General features: G+C 66.8%; 23 protein-coding genes and 1 tRNA gene. 9 read left to right on the top strand and 15 right to left on the bottom strand.

Annotated elements, in window-relative coordinates; all coding sequences use genetic code 11:
• Positions 1 to 85 precede the first annotated feature (85 nt).
• Positions 86 to 655, bottom strand: coding sequence for a hypothetical protein (locus tag ACQPYH_RS34475; RefSeq protein ID WP_432880090.1), 570 nt, complete (start codon positions 653 to 655; stop codon positions 86 to 88).
• 116 nt (positions 656 to 771) lie between these two features.
• A complete protein-coding gene (locus ACQPYH_RS34470) occupies positions 772 to 1,737 on the bottom strand; it encodes a GNAT family N-acetyltransferase (RefSeq protein WP_432880089.1) in 966 nt (321 codons plus the stop codon).
• 104 nt (positions 1,738 to 1,841) lie between these two features.
• Between ACQPYH_RS34470 and ACQPYH_RS34465 the strand changes: the two genes are divergently transcribed.
• A tRNA-Met gene (locus ACQPYH_RS34465) sits at positions 1,842 to 1,918 on the top strand.
• Between the two features lie 47 nt (positions 1,919 to 1,965).
• Here the strand turns inward: ACQPYH_RS34465 and ACQPYH_RS34460 are convergent.
• Positions 1,966 to 3,024 carry a zinc-dependent alcohol dehydrogenase family protein gene (locus ACQPYH_RS34460; RefSeq protein WP_432880087.1) on the bottom strand — a complete coding sequence of 353 codons (1,059 nt, stop codon included), beginning with the start codon at positions 3,022 to 3,024 and terminating at the stop codon, positions 1,966 to 1,968.
• A 226-nt stretch (positions 3,025 to 3,250) separates the two neighbouring features.
• On the opposite strand from ACQPYH_RS34460, the gene ACQPYH_RS34455 reads away from it, so the two are divergent.
• Positions 3,251 to 3,889, top strand: a complete 639-nt coding sequence (locus ACQPYH_RS34455; RefSeq protein WP_432880084.1) for a GPR1/FUN34/YaaH family transporter — start codon at positions 3,251 to 3,253, stop codon at positions 3,887 to 3,889.
• Here ACQPYH_RS34455 and ACQPYH_RS34450 read toward each other — a convergent pair whose 3' ends face one another.
• From ACQPYH_RS34450 to ACQPYH_RS34425, 6 genes are all read right to left on the bottom strand, one after another.
• The gene (locus ACQPYH_RS34450) at positions 3,890 to 5,602 is read right to left on the bottom strand and encodes a S53 family peptidase (RefSeq protein ID WP_432880083.1); all 1,713 of its coding nucleotides are present in this window, start codon (positions 5,600 to 5,602) and stop codon (positions 3,890 to 3,892) included.
• 51 nt (positions 5,603 to 5,653) lie between these two features.
• A complete protein-coding gene (locus tag ACQPYH_RS34445) occupies positions 5,654 to 5,977 on the bottom strand; it encodes a putative quinol monooxygenase (RefSeq protein WP_432880080.1) in 324 nt (107 codons plus the stop codon).
• 242 nt (positions 5,978 to 6,219) lie between these two features.
• Positions 6,220 to 7,176: a proline racemase family protein gene (locus ACQPYH_RS34440; protein WP_432880078.1), complete on the bottom strand. Its 957-nt coding sequence runs from the start codon at positions 7,174 to 7,176 to the stop codon at positions 6,220 to 6,222.
• An 83-nt stretch (positions 7,177 to 7,259) separates the two neighbouring features.
• Positions 7,260 to 7,457, bottom strand: coding sequence for a hypothetical protein (locus ACQPYH_RS34435; protein WP_134108795.1), 198 nt, complete (start codon positions 7,455 to 7,457; stop codon positions 7,260 to 7,262).
• A gap of 243 nt (positions 7,458 to 7,700) precedes the next feature.
• A complete protein-coding gene (locus ACQPYH_RS34430; protein WP_432880075.1) occupies positions 7,701 to 8,474 on the bottom strand; it encodes an ABC transporter permease in 774 nt (257 codons plus the stop codon).
• 11 nt (positions 8,475 to 8,485) lie between these two features.
• Complete coding sequence (locus tag ACQPYH_RS34425; RefSeq protein ID WP_432880073.1) at positions 8,486 to 9,385, bottom strand: ATP-binding cassette domain-containing protein; 900 nt, start codon at positions 9,383 to 9,385, stop codon at positions 8,486 to 8,488.
• An 82-nt stretch (positions 9,386 to 9,467) separates the two neighbouring features.
• On the opposite strand from ACQPYH_RS34425, the gene ACQPYH_RS34420 reads away from it, so the two are divergent.
• Positions 9,468 to 10,217 carry a TetR/AcrR family transcriptional regulator C-terminal domain-containing protein gene (locus ACQPYH_RS34420; RefSeq protein WP_432880070.1) on the top strand — a complete coding sequence of 250 codons (750 nt, stop codon included), beginning with the start codon at positions 9,468 to 9,470 and terminating at the stop codon, positions 10,215 to 10,217.
• Here the strand turns inward: ACQPYH_RS34420 and ACQPYH_RS34415 are convergent.
• Positions 10,204 to 10,833, bottom strand: a complete 630-nt coding sequence (locus tag ACQPYH_RS34415) for a nucleoside/nucleotide kinase family protein (RefSeq protein ID WP_432880068.1) — start codon at positions 10,831 to 10,833, stop codon at positions 10,204 to 10,206. The genes ACQPYH_RS34420 and ACQPYH_RS34415 overlap by 14 nt on opposite strands.
• 9 nt (positions 10,834 to 10,842) lie before the next feature.
• Positions 10,843 to 12,189, bottom strand: a complete 1,347-nt coding sequence (locus ACQPYH_RS34410; RefSeq protein ID WP_432880066.1) for an FAD-dependent monooxygenase — start codon at positions 12,187 to 12,189, stop codon at positions 10,843 to 10,845.
• 83 nt (positions 12,190 to 12,272) lie between these two features.
• Here ACQPYH_RS34410 and ACQPYH_RS34405 point away from each other — a divergent pair, with 83 nt between their 5' ends.
• Both ACQPYH_RS34405 and ACQPYH_RS34400 read left to right on the top strand, forming a co-directional pair.
• The gene (locus tag ACQPYH_RS34405) at positions 12,273 to 12,881 is read left to right on the top strand and encodes a TetR/AcrR family transcriptional regulator (protein ID WP_432880063.1); all 609 of its coding nucleotides are present in this window, start codon (positions 12,273 to 12,275) and stop codon (positions 12,879 to 12,881) included.
• Positions 12,882 to 12,918: 37 nt separating this feature from the next.
• A complete protein-coding gene (locus tag ACQPYH_RS34400) occupies positions 12,919 to 13,611 on the top strand; it encodes a hypothetical protein (protein WP_432880061.1) in 693 nt (230 codons plus the stop codon).
• A gap of 3 nt (positions 13,612 to 13,614) precedes the next feature.
• On the opposite strand, the gene ligD is transcribed toward ACQPYH_RS34400, so the two are convergent.
• The 3 genes from ligD to ACQPYH_RS34385 are packed head-to-tail and all read right to left on the bottom strand — an operon-like array spanning position 13,615 to position 16,905.
• Complete coding sequence (ligD, locus tag ACQPYH_RS34395) at positions 13,615 to 14,580, bottom strand: non-homologous end-joining DNA ligase (protein ID WP_432880059.1); 966 nt, start codon at positions 14,578 to 14,580, stop codon at positions 13,615 to 13,617.
• Positions 14,581 to 14,615: 35 nt separating this feature from the next.
• Positions 14,616 to 15,761, bottom strand: coding sequence for a branched-chain amino acid aminotransferase (locus tag ACQPYH_RS34390; protein ID WP_432880056.1), 1,146 nt, complete (start codon positions 15,759 to 15,761; stop codon positions 14,616 to 14,618).
• Positions 15,762 to 15,774: 13 nt separating this feature from the next.
• Positions 15,775 to 16,905, bottom strand: coding sequence for a helix-turn-helix domain-containing protein (locus ACQPYH_RS34385; protein WP_432880054.1), 1,131 nt, complete (start codon positions 16,903 to 16,905; stop codon positions 15,775 to 15,777).
• Positions 16,906 to 17,508: 603 nt separating this feature from the next.
• On the opposite strand from ACQPYH_RS34385, the gene ACQPYH_RS34380 reads away from it, so the two are divergent.
• On the top strand, positions 17,509 to 18,252 hold the full coding sequence (locus ACQPYH_RS34380; protein ID WP_432880051.1) for a hypothetical protein: 744 nt from the start codon (positions 17,509 to 17,511) through the stop codon (positions 18,250 to 18,252).
• Here ACQPYH_RS34380 and ACQPYH_RS34375 read toward each other — a convergent pair.
• A complete protein-coding gene (locus ACQPYH_RS34375) occupies positions 18,249 to 21,233 on the bottom strand; it encodes a S8 family peptidase (protein ID WP_432880049.1) in 2,985 nt (994 codons plus the stop codon). The two genes, ACQPYH_RS34380 and ACQPYH_RS34375, sit on opposite strands and share 4 nt — an antisense overlap.
• Before the next feature lie 248 nt (positions 21,234 to 21,481).
• Here ACQPYH_RS34375 and ACQPYH_RS34370 point away from each other — a divergent pair, with 248 nt between their 5' ends.
• The 3 genes from ACQPYH_RS34370 to ACQPYH_RS34360 all read left to right on the top strand — a co-directional run bounded on the left by ACQPYH_RS34370 (position 21,482) and on the right by ACQPYH_RS34360 (position 26,467).
• Positions 21,482 to 23,236 carry a chitinase gene (locus ACQPYH_RS34370; protein WP_432880046.1) on the top strand — a complete coding sequence of 585 codons (1,755 nt, stop codon included), beginning with the start codon at positions 21,482 to 21,484 and terminating at the stop codon, positions 23,234 to 23,236.
• A 103-nt stretch (positions 23,237 to 23,339) separates the two neighbouring features.
• The gene (locus ACQPYH_RS34365; RefSeq protein ID WP_432880044.1) at positions 23,340 to 25,001 is read left to right on the top strand and encodes an FAD-dependent oxidoreductase; all 1,662 of its coding nucleotides are present in this window, start codon (positions 23,340 to 23,342) and stop codon (positions 24,999 to 25,001) included.
• Positions 25,001 to 26,467, top strand: coding sequence for an ATP-binding protein (locus ACQPYH_RS34360; protein ID WP_432880041.1), 1,467 nt, complete (start codon positions 25,001 to 25,003; stop codon positions 26,465 to 26,467). Before ACQPYH_RS34365 ends, ACQPYH_RS34360 begins: the two co-directional genes overlap by 1 nt.
• Position 26,468 lies beyond the last annotated feature (1 nt).

Raw genomic sequence — 26,468 nt, 5'->3', positions numbered from 1 at the left:
CGCAGGGAGCTTCCCGGGGCGGCGACACCGACACCAGTCGGCGTCGCCGCCCCGTTCCGTTGCCGCCAGCCCGTTGCCTAGGGCATCAGGTCGTGGACTCCGGGTGGAAGCCTGCGGCGGTGTCGAGCACGTCTTCGTCGGTGAAGCGGTCGTGGTCGATCGTCACCTCCGCCGCGACACCCGGCGCGATGAAGTAGAACACCTCGTCGCCGGCGAACAGACCGTCGTACCCACCGACCTTGACCGGGGTCAGCTGCCACGATCCCGGTTCCTTCTCCTCGTACTCGACGAGGAAGTTGTGCAGGGCCTCGAGGTCGGTCAGCTTCTCGCCGCGGATCGTCTTGACGGTGAGGTCGACCTTGTATGCCCCGTCCGGATCCGGGCCGGTCTCCCAGACCCGGCTGTGGAAGGACACGTCCTCCCACTCGTACGCGAAGTCGCTCGGCGTGCCGATGCCGTCGGGGAGGTTCTCGATCACGAAGCCGTCCAAGGTGCCAGCCCTCTGCTCGGTCGATGGAGATGCCATCGAATACGTCGAAGTTGCTGAGGCAGGGACGGTCGCCGAGAGCCCGAGTGAGGCCAGGACGACCGCGCTCCCGATCACGATACGACGGGCGGACGGCACGACTCGGGAACGAAGCGGTGAACGCGACATGACTGCCTCCTGGGGAAGGGGGCGCCTCGCCTGCTGCGAGACGCCTTACACCCAAGAAGATGCAGCGATCGGCACGCGCCGGAACACGCGAATTCGATCCTGTGGACAACCGGGAATCAGTGACCGACCAGCCGGTGCAGCCGATGGAACGTCTGTCGGAACCCGAGCCGCGGCCACGTCCGTGACGACAACAGGTTGGTCACTCTCCAGTCGGTCACAACCGATGTGTAGCCGGTGTCAGCCGACCATTCGAGCACCGTCTCGCCCAGCGCGCGTCCGGCGCCGAGCCCGCGCGCCGAGGGCAGGACGGCCGCGAACCCGAGGAAGCCGGCGTTGTCGGGCTTGGCCAGCCCGTTGTGCGCGCTCGACTTGTCCAGCGAGCAACCGATCGCCGACCCGATGACCTGACTGTTGTACTCGGCAACGAAGGTCGCGTAGTCCTGGTCGTCGATCGACTCCTCCCAGTCCGCCACTGCCTCCTCGAGCGTCGGGATCCCCCCGGACGAGAACACTGGCGACAGACCCTGGTGCTGAGGCAGTACGAGATCGAGCTCCGCGAGTACGGGGATGTCCGCGCGGGCAGCACGACGTACGACGAGATCGGGTGCTGGGGGCAACGGAGCGTCGGGCACCGGGCGGACCGCGTGCGCATGCTGCGAGCCGAAGGCCAGCCGGAACCATGCGTCGATCAGCTCGGCGTCGTCGGGCACCAGCACGTAGTGCGCGATGCGGCCGTTCTCGACCCACTGCGCGGCAGCGGCGCCGTACAGGTCACGAATGTGCTCGGGCTCACGGACGGCGTGGCCGGCCGCTTCGACCCAGATGTTCGGACCCCAGGCTGTCGACGACTTGGGCGCGGCGAGGAGGTAGCCGGTGACTTCGCCGCCTTCGAGCATGACTGCGCCGGACGCGCCCTCGGTCTCCCAGGCCGCGGTCACCTCGACGAGAGCAAGTCGCTCGTCCTCGTAGTCCGCCGGAAGCAAAGGGTGACGCTTGCGGTGCACCCGGTGCCGCTGGGCGAGCAGACTGGCGGCGGCTGCCAGATCCGCCTCCTCGAACGGACGGATGACGTGTCGGGACATACTCGGAAGGTACGCCGATCCGCCTCCGACGAACACGGGATTTGGGCACTCCGGGAACCGATTTGGTTGCTCAGCCCAGATCCTCTAAACTAAAGACACAACGGCGCGGGGTGGAGCAGCTCGGTAGCTCGCTGGGCTCATAACCCAGAGGTCGCAGGTTCAAATCCTGCCCCCGCTACCACAGAAGGCCCGGACCATACGGTCCGGGCCTTCGCCTTTGTCCTGAGGTCACTGGGTGTTGGTGATGATGACCTTGAGGGCTTCTTGTTCGGCGGCGTTGGAGAAGGTGTCGTAGGCCTGGTCGAACTGGTCGTAGGTGAATCGGTGGGTGACGAACTTCTCTGGGGCGATGGCGCCCGTCTTGATGCTTTCGAGGAGTTCGGGGGCGGTGGTGGCGTTGACGAGTCCGGTGGTGATGGTGAGGTTGTTGATCCAGTGGCGCTCGATCGGGAACTCCACGCTCTCGCCGTGTACGCCGACGTTGGCGACGTGGCCGCCGGGGCGGACCGACTCCAGGGCCGAGCCGAAGGTTGTGGGCAGGCCGACCGCCTCGATGGCGACGTCGACGCCCAGCCCGTCGGGACTGAGCTCCCGTAGTGCGGCTGCGACGTCCTGGCCGGAGCTCACCTCGAGAGTCTCGGTCGCTCCGAAATCACGTGACTGGTCGAGCCGGAACTTGTTGGTGTCGACGGCGATGACGGCCGCGGCGCCGGCTGTGCGGGCGGTCATGATCGCGGCGAGGCCGACGGGTCCGGCGCCGATGACGGCGACGAGGTCCCCGCTCTTCACGGCGCCGTTCAGGACGCCGATCTCGTAGCCGGTAGGCAGGATGTCGCTCAGCATGGTCCCTGCTTCGGCAGAGACTCCCTCGGGCAGCGGGATCAGGCCGTTGTCGGCGAACGGCACACGGACGAACTCGGCCTGGGTCCCGTCGATGAGGTGCCCGAAGATCCAGCCGATGCCGCCGAGTGTCTTGCAGTGTGAGGTCAGCCCGGCCTTGCAGTAGTCACACGTCCCGCACTTGCTGATGCAGGAGATGATCACCCGGTCGCCGACCTTGACGTTCTTGCAGCCGGAACCGACCTCGGTGACCACTCCGACGCCTTCGTGGCCGAGGATCCGGCCATCCGTCACGGCGGGTACGTCGCCCTTGAGGATGTGTAGGTCGGTGCCGCAGATGGTGGTGGCCTCGACCTTCACGATCGCGTCGGTCGGGTCCTTGATCGTGGGGTTCGGGACCTCTTCCCAAGCCTTCTGGCCAGGTCCGTGGTACACGAGAGCCTTCATCTGTACTCCCATTCTCGTCGGCCACGCGGGTGACGCGATCGGCACCGTGGAGCGCGCACCGGCACCTAACGGATGGTCACACCGCCGCGCGCGGGCGCGGATCCCATCTTGAGACAGCTCCGTTGAGCGCGCGCCATGCGGCGTCTCTCAAATCGAGACATGCTGCCGGGTGTCAAGTGGTGAGACTGATCACAGCCGGGGATGCACCCCGAAGAGGGAGTTCACCATGACGACTATCGACGCCCACAGCGCTCAAGAGGAACTCGCCCAACCTGCTGCTGCGGCCCCAGCGGTGACCGGAGATCCAGCCCTGATCGGTCTCCCGAGCTTCATCGTGGGATCGGTCGCACTCGGTCTCGTACTTGTCGGCTACGTGCCTGCCGCGGCCGTCGGGGCCTCGCTCCCGATCATCGTCGCAGCGACCGGCCTCGGCCTGGCGATCGCGGCCATCTGGGCGGCAGCCGTCGGCCAGAGTGCGGTGGCGGGAGTGTTCGGTATCTTCGCGGGATTCTGGTGGAGCTACGGAATGCTCGTCCTGGGTCTGACGCACAACTGGTTCGGCATCGTTGCCGCGGACGTCCTTCATACACAGGGCTTGTACCTGATCTCCTGGATCGTGGTGATCGGAATGCTGACCCTGGCGACACTCCGGCTGCCGGCCGCGTACACGGTGCTGTTCGCGCTCATCGAGATCGCGTTGGTGCTGGTCCTGATCGGCACGCTGCAGCAGTCAGCCGGCGTGCTGAAAGTGGCCGGCGTGGTCGTGTTCGTCTTCGCCGCGGTCGGTGTCTACTTGTTCTTCAGTTCGGGTTCGCAGGCGACCGGCGGCAAAGCGCTTCCGCTCGGACAGCCGCTGGTGCGGTAGCTAGGAGGCTATGCGTAGACCGAGGATGAACGCGAGACCGTTGGGCGTACCAACGCCAGTGATGGTGTCGTAGCCCTTGGCGGTTACCTGGTCGGTGTCCGGACCTCTGGAGTCGAACACGTCGACGGTCGCGCTGTCCTCGGCGGTAGCAGGCGTGTAGGCGGCTCTGTTCTGCTGAGGCATTGTCGGCGTGACTGGAAGTACGTCGCGGAGTGCTCGTGTGCCGGACAGTTTGTAGATCAGTGGGTTGATGAAGCCGAAGCTGGACCGTTGCCCCTGCTGTGCGTCGGCCACCATGCCGGCGACCAGCGGGGCGGCGAGGCTGGTCCCTGCATTCACCTGTGTCTGATAGCGCCCGTCGGCCGTGTAGCCAGTGAGCATGCCGGTGTCGAGGTCGGCGACGGCCGCGATGTCCGGCACTGCTCGGTTGACAGCTGTCCGGCCGCCGACTCGCACGTGAGACATCGACGGTGGAACGACGCCCTTCTGGTACGCCGGTTGTGCGTAGACCGTGCTTGTCCCGCCGCCGGCACCGGTGATGCCGATGTCGCTCCATTTGCCCGCGTCAGCCATCGCGCTGTTGTTCGACCAGCCCGTTTCGAAGATCCGGTTGTTCCCGGCGCCGAGGCCCAGCGTCGTACCGCCGACTGCCGTCACGAACGGATCCGAGGCGGTCGTCGTGAGGCCGGGTGTGTCACCGGACGAGAAGTACAGGCCGACACCTTCGGCCGCCGCCCGGACGGTGATCGCATGCACTGTGTGCGGAGGCAGGTCGCCGATCGGGATCTGCCAGGAGTTGGAGACGATCGAGGCGCTCGGCCGATGTCCGTCGCCTTTCAATACCGCGAGTACTGCGTTGAGCAGCGCCTGGTCTTCGTCGCAACCGGCACCCACGACCATCAGCTGATCGGCGCTGGGCGCCATGGCGTAGACCGCCTCGGAATCCATCTCGGCTTCGTCGTTGTACTGCGACGCGCTCCGGGCAGTACAGTCGCCGCCGCCGAGGTCGAGCTCCCGGTACTGGCTGGGCTTCGGCGCCGGAAGGTGATTGCGCCGCGCGTACTTGCGCAGTGTCTGGAGCATCGCGGTCGGGGCTTCGCTCTCGGTCAGCGCGATCGTCTGACCTCGACCGGTGAAGGCCCAGTTCGCCCCATAGGCAGCGCGCAGTTGCCGAGCGGAGTACCCGCAGATCGGCAACGAGCCCTTGGTGAGTCCCCGGTACGCCGGACTGAAGGTACGCACGTGCTCCGCCCAGTAGCGGGAGCACGTGGCCGGGTGAGCGGCCGTTGTCTGCGCGAAAGACGCGGCAGACGCGGAAGACTCGGTCGACGTCCCGAGCCCGGTCACGCCGAGTACAGCTGCCTCGAGCGACTTCGGTGCGTCAAGCGCCGACGCCGGCCCGGAGGCGGAGACGTAGTCACGCCCGCTGCTGATCCGCACGTCGGACATACCTGCGGAGGTCAGCCAATCGGACACTGCCGCGGCTTGCGAGGCGGATGGGCCGAACTGGGCCGTGTACGTGTCTGGGCTCAGGTAGTGGTGGAACCGAGGATTGCCTGGCGTGGAGACCGCAGCGGCGAACTGCTCAGCACCAACCAGGTCCGGCGCGAGCCACACCTGAATGTGTGAGGTGCCTGTGACTTGTGGCTCCGGCGCCACGCCGATGAGTGCTACGGCCGCACAACCGGCCAGCGCAGCAACAGTCCTGACCAAGATCTCTCTCCGTATGAGTGACCGTCTCGATCACCCTACGGGGTCGAGAGGTTACTTTACGGCGAGTTCGCCGAGCTCGGACCAGTCGTCCTGGGGGACCTTGAAGTTGACGATTCGGGGTGTTTCGACGAGGTGGGGCGGGAGGTGTTGCTGCGCGCCCTTGAAGTGGGCCGAGGTGACGTGGTGGGTGGCGGCTTCGTCGTCCGCGAAGGCCTCGACCAGGACGTATTCGTTCGGGTCGTCGAGGGAGCGGGACCAGTCGAACCACAGGCAACCCGGCTCGGAGCGGGTCGCGCTGGTGAAGTCGGCGGTGATGGACGGCCAGTTGTCGGCGTGTTCAGGCTTCACCCGGAACTTGGCGGTGATGAAGATCATCAGGCTTCCTCCGCTGGATCGTTGGGACCGGGACCGATGTCAGTGTCCCGTAAGCGATGTGGCTTGACGCTATCGGCGCCCAGGCACGCACCTCGCGGCACTTGCCCAGCGCCCACGATGCTCCGCATCGAGGCCACTGACCAAGCACCCCGATGCACGCACCTGAACACCGCTATCGCTCAAGCCGCATCGCTTACGGCACACTAGCGGTCGCGTCGCCGGTGGGCGGTCGCAATCTGAGATCAGCGGAGAGTGAAGCCGGTGCCCAGCGTGTCGCGGGGATCGAGAGTGAAGGTGGCCGTGCCGGTGCGATACGCGCTGCCGGTGACCTCGGTGATGACGCCGGCCTCTGTCTGCTCCACGACCCGGCCGAGGAACGTCGTGCCGACGATGGAGTCATGGCGGAGGACCTGACCGGGGCCGAGGCGTCGCTCGTCGTGCAGGAGCGCCAGGCGTGCCGACGTACCTGAGCCGCAGGGGGAGCGGTCTGCCTCACCATCGGCGAAGACCGCGAGGTTGCGCTGGTGCGGACCGCCGTCGACTGTCCCGAGATCGTCGTACAAGATCGTGCCGTACAGACCGCTCAGTCGAGGATCGTTGGGATGGACAGCGACCGGGTCCAGCGCCCACTTGATCTCGCGGCCGACGGCGATCAGGTCCGCGTAGTAGTCCGGCGTCACCGACAAGCCGACCGACGAGGCGGGCACCGAGGCATAGAACGCGCCGCCGTAACTGATGTCCGCCAGCACGTCCCCGCGAGCGGTCGACACCGGCACGTCTCGTTTCAGCACGTACGACGGAACGTTGCGGAAGGCAACGCCTGAACCATCCACCCGCGCCGTGACCCGCCCGGACGGCACATCGATCACGACGTCGTTAGCTTGGACCAGACCGGTGTCGACCGCCCACGTCGCCAGCGCGATCGTCCCGTGCCCGCACGCCGTCGAGTACCCGTCCTTGTGCCAGAACACCACGCCGAAGTCAGCGCCGTCGTCATCACCCGGTACGACGAATCCACCGTACATATCCGCATGACCACGCGGCTCATTCACCAGCAACCGTCGTACTGCGTCGATCGTGTCGGTCGACTGCGCCGCGACCCGACGCTCGGCCACTGACGCGCCCGGGATCTCCACGGACGTCACGATCCGGAACGGCTCGCCGGCCGTGTGATAGTCCACAACGCTGACATCATCCACGCGAATACCTTAAACAAGCGAAAGCCGCCGTCCGCCCCCTAGTGGAGGGGCTGACGGCGGCTCGAGCGGCCTGGGACAGGTGGTCAGGCTGCTTGCAGGGCGCGGTTCCGGGCGGCCCAGACGGCTCGCCGCAGTTGCGCTTTGTCCGGATAGCCGGCTTCTCGACCGACTGCATAGACGTCGTGGTTGCGCATCTTGACCATGCCGGCGACGTACCAGACCGGGCTGCCCTCGGCCAGCATGTTGATGATCATGTTCCGGGTGTCGGTGGTGATGTTCATTCTGACCCTCTCCCTTGGTCGCTCTTACTGATACGTCGGACCGGGAGGGCCGGATTCGACACACCGCCAAGAAAAATCTGGAAAACAAAGCGCCCCGATCAGTGATCGGGGCGCTCGTCCGTGTGGGTCCCGGGGGGAGTGGGACCACCACACGTTGGGGGGGACTTTGACGTTAACCCGACCAAGGGGTCACGCTCGGGAGTTTCCACGCGAACCGTTCGCCGAACGGTACAAGTCCTGCGCTCAGCGGCGGTTGCGTCTGCGATACAGCGAAGTCGCCAGTACTACCGAGAAGAGGAGCAGACCAGAACACCATGTCAGAGCGAGTCGTCCACTGTTGCCCATGGGTGTCCCGATCAGCAAGCTGCGGATCGTTTCGATGACCGGAGTGATCGGCTGGTGCTCGCTGACCGGCTGCAGCCACGAAGGCATCGACTCGGGCGGTACGAATGCACTACTCAGGTACGGCAGGAACAGCATGAAGAAGCTGAGAGTGCTGGCCGACTCCACCGACTTGGCGATCACCCCGAGACCGGCGGCCAGCCAGGACAGTGCGACGACGTAGAGCAGCAGTAGGCCAACAGCCGCGAGCCAGTCGACCACACCGCCACCAGGGCGGAACCCCATGGCTAGTGAGGCGAGGATGACGATCGCAGTCGACGCCGCGTTGCGCGCAACGCTCGCCGCGACATGTCCGGTCAGCACGGCGAAGCTGTGGATCGGCAGAGAGCGCAGCCTGTCGATCATCCCGCTGTTCATGTCGTCAGCGACCACCATCGCCGTCGACGCTGCGCCGTACCCAGTGGTGAGCAGCAGGATCCCCGGTACGACGTAGTTCACGTACTCCGTGCCCGTGTTGATCGCGCCGCCGAACACGTAGACGAACAGCGCCATCATCAGCAACGGCAGCAGGATCGAGGCGAACAACGTGTCGACGTTGCGCCGCGCCAGCCGCACGCTGCGGTCGATCATGGTCGCCGCGTCCGAGCAGGCGGCGACAACTCCTTGGTGTGACATCAGCAAACCCCTCAGGCCGTCAGAGCGAGGAACACGTCGTCGAGCGTCGGCCGGTGCGACGAGACCCGCTCCGGCTCCAGCCCGTTGTCCCGCAGTACGTCGAGCACGTGGTGCAGATGAGCCGCCGTACCGTCCGACGGCACGTTCAGCAGCAGCTCGTTGGCGACCCCGTCCAGTACTCCGGTCGCTTTCAGCAGCTGTACTTCGTCAGCGAACCGCAGCTCGATCCGCTCGCCACCGATCTGGGTCTTGAGCGCATCGGCCGTACCACTCGCCACGATCCGGCCGTGGTCCAGCAGTACGACGCGATCCGCCAGCCGGTCCGCCTCCTCCAGGTACTGCGTTGTGAGCAGGATCGTCGTACCGCCCCGGACCAGCTCGACGATCGCGTCCCACATCGCCGAACGGCTGGCCGGATCCAGACCGGTCGTCGGCTCGTCCAGGAAGATCACCTGGGGCCGGGCGATCAGACTCATCGCCAGATCGAGCTTCCGCCGCATGCCACCGGAGTACGTCTTCACGCGTCGGTCCATCGCGTCAGTCAGCCCGAACTGCTCCAGCAACTCGGCCGTACGACGCTGCGCAGTACGCCGGCCCAGATGCATCAGCCGACCGACCATCACCAGGTTCTCCCGACCGGTCTGGTTCTCGTCGACCGCGGCGTACTGCCCGGTGAGGCTGATCGCGCCGCGGACGCGAGCCGGCTCGCGCAGTACGTCGTACCCGGCGATGGTCGCCGTACCGGAGTCAGGTTTGGTCAGCGTGGTCAGGATGCGTACCGCAGTGGTCTTGCCGGCGCCGTTCGGGCCGAGCAGGGCGAGCACCGACCCCTCCGCGACGCTCAGATCGACCCCGGTCAGTACGTCGTTCGCACCGTACGACTTCCGAAGCCCGATTGCCTCGATGATCATCGTCCCCTCCTTACTGCGTATCGGATACGCTAAATAGCGTAGCATCTACGCAGTATCGCGAGGCAAGCCCTAAACTGACCCGGTGGAGAACGATGAGCTGCCGGCCGACGTCGCGGCGATGTGGCGGTTGCGGGAGTCCCCGCGGCGCGGCCCGAAGCCGTCGCTGACGCTCGACGACATCGTCGCGGCCGCGATCGAGATCGCCGACGCGGAGGATCTGGCGGCTGTCTCGATGGCTCGTGTCGCGGAACGGCTCGGCAACTCGACGATGGCGCTCTACCGGCATGTGAAGAGCAAGGACGAGCTACTCGTGATCATGTCGGACGCCGCACTCGAGCGTCCCGACCCGATGCCGGAGGGCGTCGACTGGCGGACCGGGCTGACGTTCTGGGCGGACGGCGTACTCGCGGCGATCCGTCGGCACCGGTGGTACGCGAAGGTGCCGATCTCGGGTCCCCCTGCCGGTCCGAACAACCTCGCCTGGTTCGACTCTGCGCTCGGCGTGCTGAAGGACACCGGCCTGCCGGAGGAGGCGAAGGTCGGCGTCGTGATGGGCCTGATCACCTATGTGCAGGGGCAGATCAGGATGGCGTTCGACCTGGCGGCCGGGTACGCGGACAACCCGGATGCTTTTCAGCGGTTCGGCTCGACGCTGCGGCGGGTCGCGGATCCGCGGGTCTATCCGGCGGTCGCGCGGACGGTCGACGCCGGCGTGTTCGACGAGGTCGGCAGCTTCGAGGAGGACAACGAGGCCGACTTCGACTTCGGTCTGCAGCTCTACCTCGACGGCGTTGCCGCGTTCATCGACCGGGTGTGCGTCAAGGACGAATGATCGCGTCGGCCGCCGATGCGGTCGCGGCGATCAGGTGTGCGTTGCGTTCGTCGGAGCCATAGGTCCGCTCGTGCGCTTCCTCGGGGGATCTGCCGAAGGCGCGGTGCCTGGCTTCGAGTCGTGCGTGGCGGAGCGCTTCGGGTACTTCGACGTACCAGCACTGATCGAGCAGCGTGCGGACGGTCGTCCAGGGCGGCTCGTCGAGGAGCAAGTAGTTGCCTTCGGTGAGAACGAGCGTCACCGCAGGTGCGACGCCGATGCTCGCGGCGATCGAGTCCTCGATGCTGCGGTCGAAGCGCGGCGCCCAGATCTGCTCGTCCGGCGATTCCTTCAGTCTCTTCAGCAACGCGACGAAACCGTCGCCGTCGAAGGTATGCGGCGCACCCTTCACGTCAGCGAGCCCCAGCTCTTCCAACACCGATTGCGCGAGGTGGTAGCCGTCCATCGGCACCAGCGCGACCTCATGACCGTCAGCGGCTAGCTTCGCGGCGAGTTGCTCGGCGTACGTCGACTTGCCCGCGGCGGGCGCCCCGGTGATCCCCAGGATCTGCCGCCGCTCTCGTGTCGCCAGCTCGACGGCACGGTCGTAGGCGGCGGCTGAATCCAGGGTCTGCACCCGAAAATCCTAAGCGAGGTAACCGTCCGGCCGGATCAGGATCTCGTCGCCCGGCTGCGCGTGGTAGATCGCGAACGCTTCCGATGAGGTGATGTCGACAGCGTGCGGATGAGTCGAAGGGGCGGTGGGGGAGAAGCGCAGCAGGGTCTCGTGCGGGCCGCGGAACAGCTCGAACAGCCGGACTTTGTTGCCGGAGGCATCTACGAGCGGCGCATCGGGCGCGCGGTCCCCGGAGACGAGTGGACGGGTGTCCGACGGGTCGCGGTACGACACATCCAGCTGACGAGTGTTCTCGCCGCGCTCGAGAGCCGACTCGTCACCCTCGACGTGCTTCTGCATCAGGTCCTCGCTGATCCCGAGCACTCGCATCGCGTTGGTCCGGCGCTCGGTTTCGTAGGTCGCCAGCACCTCTGCGCGTCCGTCCGCCAGCTTCCAGCCGAGGTTGTACGCGTCCTGCACGCCGGTGTTCAGGCCCTGACCACCAGTCGGCGGGTGCACGTGAGCGGCATCGCCGGCGATGAACACACGGCCGACCCGGAACTTCGCGGCGAGGCGCACGTTCGGACGCCAGACGGTCGACCAGGTCAGGTCGCGAAGCTTCGCAGTACCGGCACCGGCGTACTTGTCGACGAGCGCCTGCAGACCCTCGATCGAGGTGTCGGCGTCGTCCGCGTCGAGCGGCGCGCCGAACTGGAACTGGTCGCCGCCGCTCAGCGGAGTCATCGCGATGCCGGCCATCGGGTTGTCCTTGGTCGCGAACCAGTAGCCGACCTCGTGGTCGAGCCCGTCGGCCGCGACATCGCCGAGCAGGGTGCGGATCGACTCGTCGGTGGTGCCCTCGAAGGCGATCCCCAGTTGCTTGCGGACGAAGCTCTTGCCGCCGTCCGCGCCGACCAAGTAGTCGACCTCGACGGTCTCGCCGCTGGAGAGCTCGGCGGTGACCGAGTCGTCGGACTGGGTGAAGCCGACGATCGCGGTGTCCAGCTCGACGTTCACGCCGTACTCCGCGAGTTTGTCCCGCAGGATCTTCTCGGTCCGCGACTGGCCGAGCATCCGGGCGTTCGGGTACGGGATGTCCGGGGTCGGGTCGACGGGCTCGGCCATCCGGCGCTCGCCGACCAGCTCGCCGTCGAGGTAGATCTTCATCAGCGGGATCGCGATGCTCTGCTCGAGCACCTGGTCCAGCACGCCGAGGTCCTCGAAGACCTCGAGGGTCCGTGGCTGCAGGCCGTCGCCGCGCGAGCCGTCGAAGAACTCGGTCGCCTTGTCGATCACGCGGACCGCGATCCCGCGCCGGGCCAGCTCGATTCCCAGGGTCAGTCCGGTCGGTCCGGCACCGGCGATCAGGACGTTCATGGTGGTCTCCTTGGATGAATTGTGATTCACTGAATTCAGATTCAGTTTGAACCTGGCTAGGGTTCGGTGTCAAGGAGGTTGTCGTGACCGACACGGTGAGCCGCCGGCAACGGGCGGCCGGGACCGAGGTGGCGCTCAAGCAGGCCGCGCGCGAAGTCTTCGCCGAGCGCGGATACCTGAACACGAAGATCACCGACATCACCGCGGCCGCGGGCCGCGCGACGGGGTCGTTCTACAACCACTTCGCAGGCAAGGAAGAGCTGCTCGAGGCGCTGCTGCGCGACATGCTCGCGGAGGCCGACGAGGCAGTCGTCGATGTCGCCGGGCACGACGCCGACTTCAGCAAGCTGTCAGCGGTCCGCTGGCATGTCGAAGCGTTCTGGCGCTTCTACCAGGCGCATCTACCGGAGATGATCGCGGTCAAACAGGCCGCGATGGTGGATCCGGAGCTGGGCCGACGGCTGCAGCAGATCATGGCGGATGACGACCAGCACATGGTCGAGCACTTCTCCCACCTGCCCCGTCCGCCGGCTGATCCGCTCGTCGCGATCTCGGCGATGAACGCGTTGATGGAGGGATTCGCCTACACCTGGCTGGTGGTGAACCCGGCGAGCGGCCAGACCATCACCGACGAGGCAGCAATCGACACCCTCACCAACCTGCTGCACCACGGGCTCGTCGGCAGGGCCTGAGATGTGCACAATGTGAGCATCTGGTGGGGAGGCACTCATGGCCGACATCGATTCCGTTCCGCGCAGGATCCCGCTCGGTCACAAGGTGCGGGCCGGCCTGGCCGCTCTGCTCGCGCTGCTGGTGATGATGGCCGGCGTCGCGATCGCGCTCATCGTCAATCTGAGCAGGGGCGACACCCAACTGCAGGATGACGTGCCGTTCACGACCGCGATCGCCTCCGCGTCCCTGGACGCGAAGACCGTGGCCAACGATCAACGCGGCTTCTTGCTGACTGGCGACGCGATGTACCAGCGCGAAGCCGACCAGCATGTCGCGACCGTACGCCGGGATCTGGCGGCCGCCGTACGTGCCGCCACGACCGACGAAGAACGCCGGGCAGCGAGTGAGTCGAGCACTGGATTCGAGCGTTGGTGGATGGCGACCCGAACGGAGTTCGCGACGTACCGGGCCGGGAACAGGCAGGCGGCGATCGCGGCGTCGGTCGGCCCCGATCGGGAACTTCGCAAACAATATGAAGGGTCGCTTCAGCGGACGCGGAGCCTCGGTCAGAGCTCGCTGCAATCCGCGACGAACTGGCTGCCCGGCTCGGCGACGAGAGCGGTGGCGATTCTGATCGGCTGCCTGCTCGTCGCGCTGGTGGCCGGGGCGTTCATCGCGTTCTGGCTCGTGCGGCAGATCTCCCTGCCGATCTTCAAGCTGGCGGCGATGCTGACACCGGACTCGGTGTGACGGCTATTCCTCCGGTGGCGCCTCGGCGCCGTCGCGTTCGTCGCGGTCGGCCCACTCCATCAGGGTGGCCAGAGAGTAGACGTCGTCGTCGATGGTGGCGTGCAGGTCGCCGAGCTCGGCGTACCGCGCGGGCACCGTCTCGATCGTGAAGTCCTTCGGGTTCACGTCGTCGATCTCGTCCCAGTGGATCGGGGTCGACACCGTGCCTTCAGGGTTGCCGCGGACGGAGTACGCCGCCGCGATCGTGTGGTCCCGGGCATTCTGGTTGAAATCCACGAAGACCAGTCGAGGGTCCCGGTCCTTGCGCCACCAGGTGGTCGTCACGTCCTCGGGCGCGCGCCGCTCGACCTCGCGCGCGAACGCGAGCGCAGCACGCCGTACGTCGGAGAAGCCGTACGCCGGCTCGACTCGAACGTAGATGTGGATCCCCGAACCGCCGGACGTCTTCGGGTAGCCGACCGCGCCGAGTTCGTCGAGCACCTCGTGGACGGTGTGTGCGACCCGGCGGACTCGATCGAACGGGCAATCGGGCATCGGGTCGAGGTCGATGCGCCACTCGTCGGGCTTCTCGGTGTCGGCGCGGCGGGAGTTCCACGGGTGGAACTCGACCGTCGACATCTGCACCGCCCAGGCGACGTGCGCGATCTCGGTGACGCACAGCTCGTCGGCGGTCCGGTTGTACCGCGGGAACTTGACGCGGACCGTCTCCATCCAGGGCGGCGCACCGTGGGGCAGCCGTTTCTGGTGGACCTTCTCGCCTGCGACGCCCTCGGGGAACCTGTGCATCATGCACGGGCGCTCGCGGAGCGCGTTGACGATGCCGTCGCCGACGGACAGGTAGTACTTGACCAGGTCCAGCTTGGTCTCGCCGCGGGCAGGGAAGTACACACGGTCCGGATTGGAGATCCGGACCGTCCGCTCGCCAACCTCCAGCTCGATCGCCGGAGACTTTCCCTTGGACTCAGCCATGACGCCAACCTAACCGGCGCCGGGGACAAACGGCATCAAGCCAGGCGCGTGAGCCAGCCGCGGGTGTCCGGGGTGCGGCCGTACTGGAGGTCGAGCAGCGTGGACCGGATCTTCGCGGTAACCGGGCCGACGCCGTAGTCGACGGAGTGGTCGCCGATCGTCAGGTCGCCCTCGGGCCAGGCGACGCGGCCGATCGGGGTGATGACGGCAGCGGTGCCGGAGGCGAAGACCTCGGTGATCTCGCCGTTCCGTACGCCGTCGCGCCACTCGTCGGCGGAGATGCGGCGTTCCTCGACCGGGTGGCCGAGGTCGGCGGCGAGCTCGATCACGGATGCGCGGGTGACGCCTTCGAGGATCGAGCCGTTCAGCTCGGGCGTCGCGATCCGGCCGTCGGCGTACACGAAGAACATGTTCATGCTGCCGATCTCCTCGAGCCACTTGTGCTCGACCGCATCGACGAAGGCGACCTGCTCGCAGCCATTGGCTACCGCCTCGGCCAGGCCGGCCAGGCTGGACGCGTAGTTGCCGCCGCACTTGGCTGCACCCGTCCCGCCCGGCGTCGCGCGGATGGTGGAGGTCGTCAGCCAGATGGAGACCGGCTTGGGGCCGGTGTTGAAGTACGGGCCGGCCGGCGATGCGATGACGCCGAACAGCACCTCGTGCGACGGTCGGACGCTCAGTGCAGCCTCGGTGGCGATCATGTACGGCCGGAGATACAGACTGGTTTCGCTGGCTTCGGCTGACGGCACCCAGGCCTCGTCAACGGTCACCAGCGCGCGCAGTGCCGCGACGAACTCGTCCTCCGGCACCTGCGGCAGCGCCAGCCGCTCCGCGCTTGCGGAGAACCGGGCCGCGTTCCGGTCGGGGCGGAAGGCCCACACCGAGCCGTCCGGGTGCCGGTACGCCTTGAGTCCCTCGAAGATCTCCTGCGAGTAGTGGAAGACAGCAGCTGCCGGGCTCAGCTTCAGCGGTGCGTACGCCGTCACCCTAGAGTCGTGCCAGCCCTGATCGAGTGACCAGTTGGCGACGACCATGTGGTCGGTGAACGACTGCCCGAACGCCGGGTCCGCGAGCACCGCTGCCCGAGCTTCTGCGCCGGCCGGATCACTGCGCAGCTCGACTGCGAAGTCCCACTTGTCTGCCACTGCCGTTGTCCGCTGTTCACCTGTCACCCACGGCACGCTACCCCTGCCCTCACCTCCAGCTCGACCCGCTGCCCACACTCCGGCCCCTGGTCGCCAGCAGCCTGCGTAGCTCCACTGCACCGCGCTCGCTCTCGGGCACCACTCGGAGCACTCGGTCGGCGGCGTCGTCCACCCAGAGGTCGCGCCACTCGTCCGGCAGCTCGACCAGGACCCGCAGCGCCATGGCCAGGCCGGCTGGGAGCTCTCCGGCGACAGCCAGACTCTCGGCCAGGGCGAGGTCGAGCTTGGCGCGTTCGCCGATCCAGCGCTCCGGGCAGAGCTCTCTCGCTCGCTCCAGGAGGATGCAGCCCGGTACGCCGTACCCGAGTCGCGCGCACACTCGTCCCTCGGCCCAGTGCAACTGGTAGGGCATCCAGTCCGACGGCCGCGCAGCGAGGGCCTCGTCGCCGATGCCGACAAGCTCTTGCAGCGCTCGATGTGCCTCCTCGCTCCGCCCAAGCTCGGCCAGGACCAGCGCCCGCGCTGCACGGGACACCGCGCTTGGTGGCTGGTGCGCCACCGCGTTGTCAGCCAGCTCCAGCAATGGCGGCAACGGACGCCGCTCGGCGAGACCGCTGATTGCCTCTCGCGCACACACCAACGCCTCTCCGGCGCCGGCTGCGGATGCATGGGCGGCCCACCACCAACGCCTCGCCGAACGTCGTTGGCCAAGCCCGGTGAGGGTCTCTGCGATCAGGATGCTCAGCTCGACCGCCTGCATCTCGTCACCGCCCCGGGCCTGCAGGAGCTGCAGCTCACTCACCAGATCGGGCAGCAGCACAAGCGGCGGCGTACTCCGGAAGTCGTCGAGCGCAATCGCCTGGTCCGCAACACCGGCGGCTGTGATCAGCTGTTGCCACGTCGGCTCCAGCGGGTCGGCTGTTTGCCTCAGCCGCTCTGTGCGGGACGGCCTTCGCTCGAAGGCGACGGTCAGCTGGTCGCCGGTGCCGAGCTCACGGTCGCAGAGCCGCGCCAAGTCCGTAGAGCCCGGCCGTTGCCCGCGCTCCACCTGCGACAGGTAGCTGTGGTCGTACCCGACGCGGGCTGCCAGTTGCCGCAGGCTCAGGCCGGCCGCCTGCCTGGACTGCCGCAAGTGCGTCCCGAAGGCACTGCTTGCCTCAGTAATAGATGTCTCGGTCACAGGGCCACCCCGTTCACGCTTCGAGCTCATGTGGTGCGTGCCGCGACGCTACAAGCCCTCGCCGACAAAAACCGTGAAAAACAAGGGCATGTGGGCTGTGGGCTGTTCCCACAGCCCACAGCCCACACCTGTTGTACGCAGCCCCCTCTGGGCAATCTGAAGAGGTGAACACACTGCAGCGACAGGCTCGCCTCTTCCACCTGGTCCACCAAACCACCACCCTCGCCGAAGGCGTGGAGTGGTCCGACGGCACAGCAGCCCTCCGCTGGCGTGCCCCTCACCCAAGCACCTCCACCTGGGACGGCGGCGTCCAAGCACTACTGGAAGTCCACGCCACAGCCGACCACACGACCCTCCACTGGTTCACCACCGCACCAGACGTCACAAGATCAGCCCCTCCACCAGCCGACCCCGTAAGAACAGTCTGGCTCCCGGTCTCCACCCCAGAAGGCCTCTGCTCCCACTGCGGCCAACCCTGGCCCTGCCTCAGCTGCGGTCCTTAGTGTCCCGGCAGGTTCGTTGTCTTTGAGACAACGCTGTCAGGAATTACTTGACGCGGTTTAGTGTGAGGGGGTTTGGGTTGGTTCGTGAGGGGTGATCCGGGTGGTGGTTGATCCGCTGGACGAGTTGGATGCTCAGGTGGTTCGGCTTCGGTTGGTGGCGGACGAGTTGCGGTCGGCGCGGGCGAATCCGGTGCTGAGCGGGGACCAGGTCGAGCTGATCGAGGACGGGCCGACGCTGCTGGCGGCGTACGAGGAGATGCAGCGGAGTTGCCGGGAGCAGATCCGGGCGCTCGATCGGGGGCCGTACTCGGCGCCGCCGGCGTCACAGCAGAAGCTCGAGCTGGAGCGGCTGGGCGACGGACTGGCGTACCGGGCGATCTACGGGTTCGAGGTGTTCGAGTCCACCGACGTCATGTCGGTGCTGCCGGAACTGCGGGCCGCGGGTGAGCAGAGCCGCGTGCTGCCGCAGATGCCGATGAAGATGGTGCTGGGCGACGACAACATGGCGCTGGTCGCGCTGACGAAGCGGGCGCCGGCGGAGTGCCATCTGCTGATCCGGTCGACCGGTCTGCTCGACGGTCTGATCGCGACGTTCGAGATGCTGTGGGGACTGGCCGTACCGATGCCGGAGCTCGAGGCCACCGGTGAAGTGGCGGCACTGCGAGCACCGGACCGGGATGTGCTGATGTTGCTGGCCGGCGGAGCGACCGACGACACGATCAGCCGGCGGCTGCGGATCAGTCCCCGGACGACCCAGCGCCGGGTCCGCGCGCTGATGGATGCCCTCGGCGCGCAGACCCGGTTCCAGGCAGGCATTCAAGCTGCCCGCCGCCGCTGGATCTAGTTAATTGTCACCAGGGTCCCGGCTCGGTTCGGGAACTCGACGAAGCCGGTGGAGCGCTTGTCGGTCGGCAGCCCCGACCATGACGTGGTGACCTGGAAGGGCTTGAACGCGCCGGGTGCAACCGGAGGCGACGTCTTGAGCGAGTTGCCCGACGACGCAGTCACAACGTTGGTCTGCATCGTGTACTCCGTCGTGTCCGCGCCGGGCGGGTTGGACAGGGTGATCGCAAGAACACCCCAGACGCCAGCAGCAGGCGCAGGCACACTGGCAGACGCCTGGTTCGAGCCGTCACCGACGAACGACAGGAACTGCTTCTGACCGTTCACGACCTTGTAGAGCACCAGCCAGATGCTGCCGGCCGGATCCACGGTCTTGATGTTCCACTGCACCGCCTTTGTCTGCGCGGTCGCGGTCACCGGGTAGTCCGGCAGATCGGCGTCCGCAGCACCTGCGGGCACCGCGCCGGCCACCAGAGGAGCCGACACCACGCCGTACGAGTGGATCGGTGCGCCGGCCTTGCCAGCAGTGGCAGTGAACGACACCGAGCCGGCAGCGCCCGACCCGGACACTGCGGTCGGAGCGAGCACGGACGTCGGTACGGCGACGATCGGGCTGCGCACTGTCTTCCCAGCGCCCTGCCAGGTCAGCCAACCGCTGGTGGTCGCGCCGGAGTCACCGGTGTCCAGAGTGAGCTTCACCGTGAAGGTCTTGGTCTGGCCGGCCTCTGTGAAGTTCAGGATCGACGGTGTCACCACTGCCTTCATCCCGGGTACGGAGACAGTCGCCCGGTACAGGCCCGGAGTTACTGCGGTCACCCGGCGGGTGATGGTCTGAGTGCCCAGCAACTGGCCGACCGCGATCGACGGAGCGTTGTAGTCGCTCGGGTTGATCGCAGGTACGCCGGTGCCGGTGTTGACCCCACTGCCCTCCAGATAGCCCAGCCAGTCCGCGTCACCCGAGTCGTAGATCAGACCGGGGTCCAGCATCTTGGACGGCTGCACCTCGCCGGCACCAGCATCGAACGGGTCGGTGTCGACAGCTCCGCTAGCAGTGAGCACGTTTCCAGCTGTGGTCATCAGGGCCGACTTGACTGCCATCGGCGACCAGTCCGGGTGCTTGGACAGGTAGAGCGCAGCCAGCCCCGCCACGTGCGGCGCGGCCATCGACGTACCGGAGAGGAACGCGTAGCTCTGTCCGTTGTTGGTGGGCGGTGCGACCGCAGCCAGCACGTTCACACCGGGTGCAGCGAGGTCGGGCTTCAACAGGTTGCCATGGCTCGCCAGAGAAGGACCGCGCGACGAGAAGTCGGCCATCTGGGGGTACGGCGTCTTGGAAGTAGTGGTGTTGCCAGGCACGAGCTCAGCTGTTGCTCCGGCCTGCGCAGCGTAGGACTTCACCGACAGCGCGTCTGGTGCGTTGACGTGCACAGTCGGTACGGCGTGAGAGTCGCCGACCACGTCCTGCGGGAACAGGTTGAGCAGCACCATGCCGACACCACCCGCCCGCTTCACCTCGGTGGACTTGTCCACCCGGGCATTGACGCCCCGCTCGCAGGCGACGATCGTCCCGGCTGTCTTGCTCGGGTCCAGAGTGTTCGCCATACAAAGCAGTGCGTCTGCGTCGCTGGCACTCGCGTTCTTGACCGCGGCCGGGCTGACCAGCGGCTTGCTGCCGGTCGGCATCGCCACCGTCGTACTGAGGCCGGCGTACTTCTGGCCGTTGCCCAGCACCACGGTCCCTTCGTACGGCGCGACCGTGCTGGCGCCGACCGTGGTCACCCAGGGGGAGGTGTTGTCGAGCGTGGACGCGTCCGGACCGGAGTTGCCACCGGCCGCGGAGACGAAGACACCGGCCGACGCGGCGGACAGGAAGGCCAGCTGGATCGGATCGGTGTGCTCGGACTCGAAGATCGAGCCGACCGAGTAGTTGATGACGTCGACGCCGTCCGCGACCGCCTGGTCGATGGCGGAGAGGATGTCGGAGGTGAGGCCGCCGGAGTTCTGTCCGTCCTTGCCGGACCAGAGCGCCTTGTACACAGCGATCTTCGCGGCCGGAGCGACACCCGTGACGGTACCGAAGCCGATACCACCGACCGAGACATCCACGTTGGCCCGGCCGGCCGCGGTGGTCGCGGTGTGGGTCCCGTGGCCCTCACCGTCGCGCGGCGAGACGTAGTCGGCCCGCTGGTCCGGTGGGACCAGGTTCAGCCACCCGTCGCCGAAGTACTTCGCGCTGATCAGCTTGGTGTTGCACTGGTCGGCGGCGAAGTCCTCGCCGGCCTCGCAACTACCTGTGAAAGTGCTGCCGTCAGCCTTCTCCATGATGGTCGTCGAGCCCGACAGGTACGGACGGTACGGGTCTGCCGCGGTCGGCGGCTTCGTACCGAGCTTCGGGTCGGACAAGGAGGCGCTCTCCGGCCAGATGCCGGTGTCGACGACGCCGACAACGACACCCTGGCCCGCGGTCGCGGTGCCGCCGAGTGTGTTCCAGACGCCGGTCTTGCCGGACAGCTTGAGGAAGTCGGTCGACTTGCGGTCGTCCAGAGCGACATGCAGCTGGTCAGGTACGACGGACACGACACCAGGCGTCTTGCTGAGCTCGTTGACCTGCTTGGAGGTCAGAGAAGCGGCGAAGCCGTTCAGAGTGGTCGAGTAGTCGTGGTCGACCTTGGCCCCGACCTCTGCAGCGACCTGTGTGTGCTTGCCGGTCAGGAAGGACCGGTAGGCCTTCGCATTGCTGGTGTTGACCTCGATCTTGCGACCGGCCGTCGGCTTGGTGGCCTTGAGTCCGGTAACCCCGCCCTGGTACGTCGCCAGCGGTTTGTCGGCCAGCGTCACGACGTACCGGCCGGGCGCGAAGCTCGACCGGCCCTGTGGGGCAGTAGGTGGTGTTGCTGATCCTGGTGGAGCCACCAAGGCGGTGGTGATCAGCGCGGCGCCCGCCAAGAGTGCGGCACGCCTGCGCAGGGTGGGATGGTTCACGTGATGCCTCCACGGCATGTTGTCCTGACCGTGGGCTGTAGCCCCGGCCGCCCGCCCCCGAGCCCGGACGCGGAAGAGCCTGCCAATCGGCCGCTCCGACTACACGGTTTTGGCTCCAACTGGCCGCTGGCGAAAACCCGCCACCCAGCGAGCGGCCGGTTCCCGACAGCGTCGGGTTTCCGCCGTGGGTGACGCATTGACGTGGATTTATGGAGGCTCTCTACTAAATCCATCGTCGAGGAGGTTCCATGCGTGCACGGTGGCTTGCTGTGGTGGTTGGGGTGTTGCTGGCCGGGATCACGGTGCCGGCGCAGGCGGCGAATATTCTGAGCAACCCGGGGTTCGAGACCGGCTCGTTGAGTGGGTGGAGCTGCTCCGGTGGGTCGGTGGTCAGCAGTCCGACTCGCACTGGTGGCTTTGCATTGAACGGTGCGGTGACGAGTTCTGACTACGCCCAGTGCAGTCAGACGGTGTCGGTGCAGCCCAACACGGCGTACACGTTGTCGGGTTGGGTGCGCGGCTCGTACGTGTACCTCGGGGTCACGGGTGGTTCGTCCACCTGGACGCCGTCGGCTGCGAGCTTCACGCAGCTGAGTCTGTCCTTTACGACGGGAGCGAGTCAGACGTCCGCACAGATCTACGTGCATGGCTGGTACGGGCAACCGGCGTACCAGGCCGATGACTTCAGCCTGGACGGTCCTGGCGGTACGCCGGGTGCTCCGACCGCTCCTGGTACGCCGACCGTCACCAGCGCGACCAACTCCGCCATCTCGTTGAGCTGGCCGGCTGCGACAGGCACTGTCACCGGCTACCGGGTCTATGAAGGCACCAGCGTCGTCCAGACCGTCACCGGAACTACAGCCACCATCAGCGGGCTCCAGGCGTGCAGTAGCCACAGCTACTCGGTCGCGGCATACAACAGCGTTGGTGAGTCCCCGAGGTCAGCAGCTACTACCGGTACGACGGGAGGCTGCACCAGTACCGGTCTGGCGAAGCATGCGCTGATCGGCTACTTGCACGCGAGCTTTGCGAACGGGTCCGGGTACGTGCGGATGGCCGACGTACCGGACCAGTGGGACATCATCGATCTGGCCTTCGGAGAGCCGACAAGCGTCACGTCGGGAGACATCCGGTTCAACAGGTGTCCTGCCAGCGAGTGTCCGAATGTGGAGAGCGATGCGGAGTTCGTGAGCGCCATCCGGGCCAAACAGGCCGCCGGTAAGAAGGTGCTGATCTCCATCGGCGGTGCGAACGGACAGGTGCAGCTCACCACCACTGCCGCCCGCGACGCGTTCGTCAGCTCTGTCAGCGCGATCATCGACCGCTACGGGCTCGACGGACTCGACATCGACTTCGAAGGGCACTCGCTGTACCTCAACGCGGGTGACACCGACTTCCGCAACCCGACCACTCCGGTGATCGTCAACCTGATCTCGGCGCTGAAGACGCTGAAAGCCAAGTACGGGTCCGGCTTCGTGCTGACGATGGCGCCGGAGACGTTCTTCGTACAGGTCGGCTACCAGTTCTACGGCGGCGCAGGTGGCGGCGACAACCGGACTGGTTCCTATCTGCCGGTCATCAACGCACTGCGGGACTCGCTGACTGTCCTGCACGTCCAGGACTACAACTCCGGTCCGGTGATGGGGCTGGACAACCAGTACCACACCATGGGCGGCGCCGACTTCCACATCGCCATGACCGACATGGTCAAGGCCGGTTTCCCGGTGGCGAACACCGGACAGACGTTCCCGGGACTGCGCGACGACCAGATCGGTATCGGGCTCCCGGCAGCAGTCAGCGCGGGCAACGGCTACACCGCCCCGGCAGCCGTGCACCAAGCGCTCGACTGCTTGGTGAAGGGCCAGACCTGCGGCGGCTACAGCCTCCGCGGCGGCGCTTCACCGGGCTTCCGTGGGCTGATGACGTGGTCGATCAACTGGGACCACTACTACAACTGGGAGTTCCAGAACAACCACGCGCCGTACCTCGACGCCCTCCCCTAGGCCGCCCCTCTCGTCCGGTTCGCGAATCAGCCCCTCGCGAACCGGACGAGGGCCTGTGGATTACCGATCCCGGTTTGTGGCCTTCCGCTGGTATGAAGGAGGCATGACAGCGTCAACGAGCCGCGCGGTGATCCTTACCGTGGACGACGATCCCGGCGTTTCCCGGTCAATCGCCCGTGACCTCCGCCGTCGGTACGGCGAGGAGAACCGCATCGTCCGGGCGGAGAATCCGGTGCAGGCGCTCGACGCGCTGAAGGAGCTCAAGCTCCGCGGCGAGCCCGTCGCCCTGCTGCTGGCCGATTACCGGATGCCCCAGATGTCCGGCATCGAGTTCCTCGAGGCCGCGATGGACCTGTTCCCGCTCGCCCGCCGCGTGCTGCTGACGGCGTACGCCGACACGGACGCGGCGATCCAAGCCATCAACGTGGTCGACCTCGACCACTACCTGCTCAAGCCGTGGAACCCGCCGGAGGAGAAGCTGTATCCGGTGGTCGACGCGATGCTCGACCTGTGGAAGAAAACCCCGGGCCCGTCCGCCGATGAAACCCGGGTGATCGGTCACCGCTGGTCGGCGCCGTCGTTCGCAGCCCGCGACTTCCTCGCCCGCAACGCTGTGCCTTACCGCTGGCTGAGTGTCGACGACGAGGAGGGAAAGCGGCAACTGAAAGCGGCCGGGCTCGACGGCTCGAAGCTGCCCGTGGTCATCACCCCGGACGGCACGGTGATGGTCGCGCCGTCCGAGACCGAGCTGGCCAACAAGGTCGGCCTGTCCACGGCGCCGGCCAAGGACTTCTACGACCTGGTCGTGGTCGGCGGCGGTCCGGCCGGCCTCGGAGCAGCCGTGTACGGCGCTAGCGAGGGCCTGCGGACCGTGCTGGTCGAGCAGCTCGCGACCGGTGGCCAGGCCGGGCAGTCCAGCCGCATCGAGAACTACCTGGGCTTCCCGGACGGGGTGTCCGGTGCTCAGCTGACGGACCGGGCCAGGCGCCAGGCAGTCCGGTTCGGTGCTGAGCTGCTGACGACCCGTCAGGTCGTGGGGCTGGAGACGCTCGGCAACGCGCGGCAGTTGCGGTTCGCCGACGGCAGTGAGATCTCGGCGCACTCGGTGATCCTGGCGACCGGCGTCTCGTACCGGACGCTGCAGGCGCCCGGCGTCGACGATCTGTTCGGCCGCGGGATCTACTACGGCTCGGCGACCACCGAGGGTCCGGCGTGCGCCGGCATGGAGGTCTACATCATCGGCGGAGCCAACTCCGCCGGTCAGGCGGCGGTCTATTTCGCCCGGCATGCGAAACGCGTGCATATGCTGGTCAGAGGACCATCGCTCACCGCGACGATGTCGTCGTACCTCATCGATCAGATCGAGGGGATCGACAACATCGAGGTGCATACCTGCACGCAGGTCGTTTCCTGCATGGGCTCGGAGCACCTGGAACATCTCACCCTGCTGAACAGCGAGACCGGGGAGAAGCGCGAGGTGGACACGGAGTGGATGTTCGTGTTCATCGGCGCGGCCCCGCGGACGGACTGGCTGCCCGGTGACCTGCTCCGCGACGACCGAGGCTTCGTCCTCACCGGACCAGACCTGCCCGGCAGACCGCCGGGCTGGCCACTGGAGCGGGAGCCGTACCACCTGGAGACGAGCATGCCCGGCGTGTTCGCCGCGGGTGACGTGCGGGCCGAGTCGGTGAAGCGGGTTGCCTCAGCGGTCGGCGACGGAGCGATGGCCGTGACACTGGTGCACCGATACCTGGAGATGCTCTGATGACTGACCAAGCTGTGGAGCCGCGGCGGCTGACTCCCGACGAGCTGCGCACGCTGTTCCTCTTCGAGAGCCTCTCCGACGAGCAGTTGCAGTGGCTGTCCGAGGCCGGGTACGCCGAGAGCTTCCAGGACGGGATCGTCTTCAACGAGGGCGACGAGGCTAGCTGCTGCTACGTTCTGCTCTCCGGCGAGATCCGGCTCTGCAAGCTGTCCCACGGTGAACTGGTCGAGATCAACCGGACCAGCCAGCGCGGCGTCTACTCCGGGGCGTTCAACGCGTTCTTCGGCGCCGCGGACCACAAGTCGTACACGGCAACGATGCAGGTGACCCAGCCGGCCGAGTTCTTCGTCATCGGCGCCGAGACGATGGCGACGATGATGAACACGTGGTTCCCGATGGCGGTGCACCTGATCGAGGGCTTCGTGATGGGCATGCGCCGGACCAACGAGACGCTGGGGGAGCGGGAGCGGCTGCTCGCCCTCGGTTCGTTGTCCGCGGGTCTGACCCACGAGCTGAACAACCCGGCCGCTGCGGCGGTCCGGGCCGCGGCCACGCTGCGGCAGCGGGTCTCCGGGATGCGGTCGAAGCTGGCGATGCTCGCCGACGGCACGCTCGACGCGACCAAGCTGCACCAGATCGTCGCGCTCCAGGACGACGCGGTCGAGCGGCTGGACAAGAACAAGGACAAAGACATTCCGCCGATGGAGTTGTCCGACAGCGAGGACGCGCTGACCGACTGGCTGGACGACCACGACGTCCAGGCCAGCTGGGACATCGCTCCGGTGCTCGCCGCGGCTGGGCTGGATGTGCCGTGGATGGAAGAGGTGCTGACGGCAGTCGGACCGACGTACCTCGAGGGCGCGGTGCGGTGGTTGATGTACACGATCGACACCGAGTCGCTGATGAACGAGATCGACGATTCGGTCACCCGCATCTCGACACTCGTTGGTGCGGCCAAGCAGTATTCGCAGATCGACCGCGCGCCGTACCAGACGGTTGATCTGCGGGAGTTGCTGAAGTCGACGCTGGTGATGATGTCGGGCAAGCTCCAGGGGTACGAGATCGTGAAGGACTTCGATCCCGAGTTGCCGCAGATCCCGGCGTACGCTGCGGAGCTCAACCAGGTGTGGACGAACATTATCGACAACGCGGTCAGCGCGATGGGCGGATCCGGGACGCTGACGATCCGGACCCGCCGGGACGGCGCCTACGCGGTCGTCGAGATCGGCGACACCGGTCCCGGTATCCCGGAGGAGATCCGGCGGCGGATCTTCGAGCCGTTCTTCACCACCAAGCCGATCGGCGAGGGCACCGGCCTGGGGCTCGACATCTCGTGGCGCATCGTCGTGAAGAAGCACCACGGCGATCTGCGCGTCGAGTCCGAGCCCGGCCGGACAGTGTTCAAGATCGTCCTCCCGCTCGATCCCGAACGCGAGCTGGAGTCCGACCCGGCGCTGCTGGCCTGAC

Source organism: Kribbella sp. CA-245084 (assembly GCF_050942355.1).
Lineage (GTDB): Bacteria > Actinomycetota > Actinomycetes > Propionibacteriales > Kribbellaceae > Kribbella.
Note: the sequence above shows the minus strand (reverse complement) of the source record. Positions and strands in the feature narration are given on the sequence as shown.

Excerpts from the sequence above, each read along its gene's own strand:
- ACQPYH_RS34370 (WP_432880046.1), top strand. The coding sequence starts at position 21,482 with ATGCGTGCACGGTGGCTTGCTGTGGTGGTTGGGGTGTTGCTGGCCGGG.
- ACQPYH_RS34360 (WP_432880041.1), top strand. The coding sequence starts at position 25,001 with ATGACTGACCAAGCTGTGGAGCCGCGGCGGCTGACTCCCGACGAGCTG.
- ACQPYH_RS34410 (WP_432880066.1), bottom strand. The coding sequence starts at position 12,189 with ATGAACGTCCTGATCGCCGGTGCCGGACCGACCGGACTGACCCTGGGA.
- ligD (WP_432880059.1), bottom strand. The coding sequence starts at position 14,580 with ATGGCTGAGTCCAAGGGAAAGTCTCCGGCGATCGAGCTGGAGGTTGGC.
- ACQPYH_RS34445 (WP_432880080.1), bottom strand. The coding sequence starts at position 5,977 with ATGATCTTCATCACCGCCAAGTTCCGGGTGAAGCCTGAACACGCCGAC.
- ACQPYH_RS34430 (WP_432880075.1), bottom strand. The coding sequence starts at position 8,474 with ATGTCACACCAAGGAGTTGTCGCCGCCTGCTCGGACGCGGCGACCATG.
- ACQPYH_RS34400 (WP_432880061.1), top strand. The coding sequence starts at position 12,919 with ATGGCCGACATCGATTCCGTTCCGCGCAGGATCCCGCTCGGTCACAAG.
- ACQPYH_RS34455 (WP_432880084.1), top strand. The coding sequence starts at position 3,251 with ATGACGACTATCGACGCCCACAGCGCTCAAGAGGAACTCGCCCAACCT.
- ACQPYH_RS34460 (WP_432880087.1), bottom strand. The coding sequence starts at position 3,024 with ATGAAGGCTCTCGTGTACCACGGACCTGGCCAGAAGGCTTGGGAAGAG.
- ACQPYH_RS34475 (WP_432880090.1), bottom strand. The coding sequence starts at position 655 with ATGTCGCGTTCACCGCTTCGTTCCCGAGTCGTGCCGTCCGCCCGTCGT.
- ACQPYH_RS34435 (WP_134108795.1), bottom strand. The coding sequence starts at position 7,457 with ATGAACATCACCACCGACACCCGGAACATGATCATCAACATGCTGGCC.
- ACQPYH_RS34425 (WP_432880073.1), bottom strand. The coding sequence starts at position 9,385 with ATGATCATCGAGGCAATCGGGCTTCGGAAGTCGTACGGTGCGAACGAC.
- ACQPYH_RS34365 (WP_432880044.1), top strand. The coding sequence starts at position 23,340 with ATGACAGCGTCAACGAGCCGCGCGGTGATCCTTACCGTGGACGACGAT.
- ACQPYH_RS34470 (WP_432880089.1), bottom strand. The coding sequence starts at position 1,737 with ATGTCCCGACACGTCATCCGTCCGTTCGAGGAGGCGGATCTGGCAGCC.